Origin of the sequence: Stenotrophomonas maltophilia group sp. RNC7, assembly GCF_030910085.1 — a bacterium.
In the GTDB taxonomy this organism is placed as follows: domain Bacteria; phylum Pseudomonadota; class Gammaproteobacteria; order Xanthomonadales; family Xanthomonadaceae; genus Stenotrophomonas; species Stenotrophomonas sepilia.
This window is the reverse complement of the sequence record NZ_JAVFVN010000732.1, coordinates 1-306: the sequence shown is the minus strand read 5'-3', so window position 1 is coordinate 306 and position 306 is coordinate 1. Positions and strand designations below refer to the sequence as shown.

At 36.9% G+C, this 306-nt stretch carries 1 pseudogene; it reads left to right on the top strand.

What is annotated here, in order from left to right:
• Window positions 1-306 (top strand): annotated as a pseudogene (locus RCF13_RS16125) (type I restriction enzyme HsdR N-terminal domain-containing protein); the annotation flags it as partial.

The window sequence follows — 306 nt, the reverse complement described above, 5'->3', positions numbered from 1 at the left end:
TGTAGAGAATACGAAGCAATATGATTTCAATGTTGATGAAATTAGCGAATTTGAAACGAGAAAGAGATATATTGACCTGGATTTAAAATTAGCTGGGTGGGAATTAAATAAGGATATCCAAATAGAAGTAGAGGTACAGCATATGCCGAACCAATCGGGACAAGGTGCTGTTGATTATGTATTATTTGGAGATAATGGTAAACCATTAGCCGTTGTAGAAGCCAAACGCACAAGCAAGGATCCGAACGTTGGAAAACAGCAGGCGAAATTATATGCAGATTGTTTAGAAATGATGTATGGACAAAG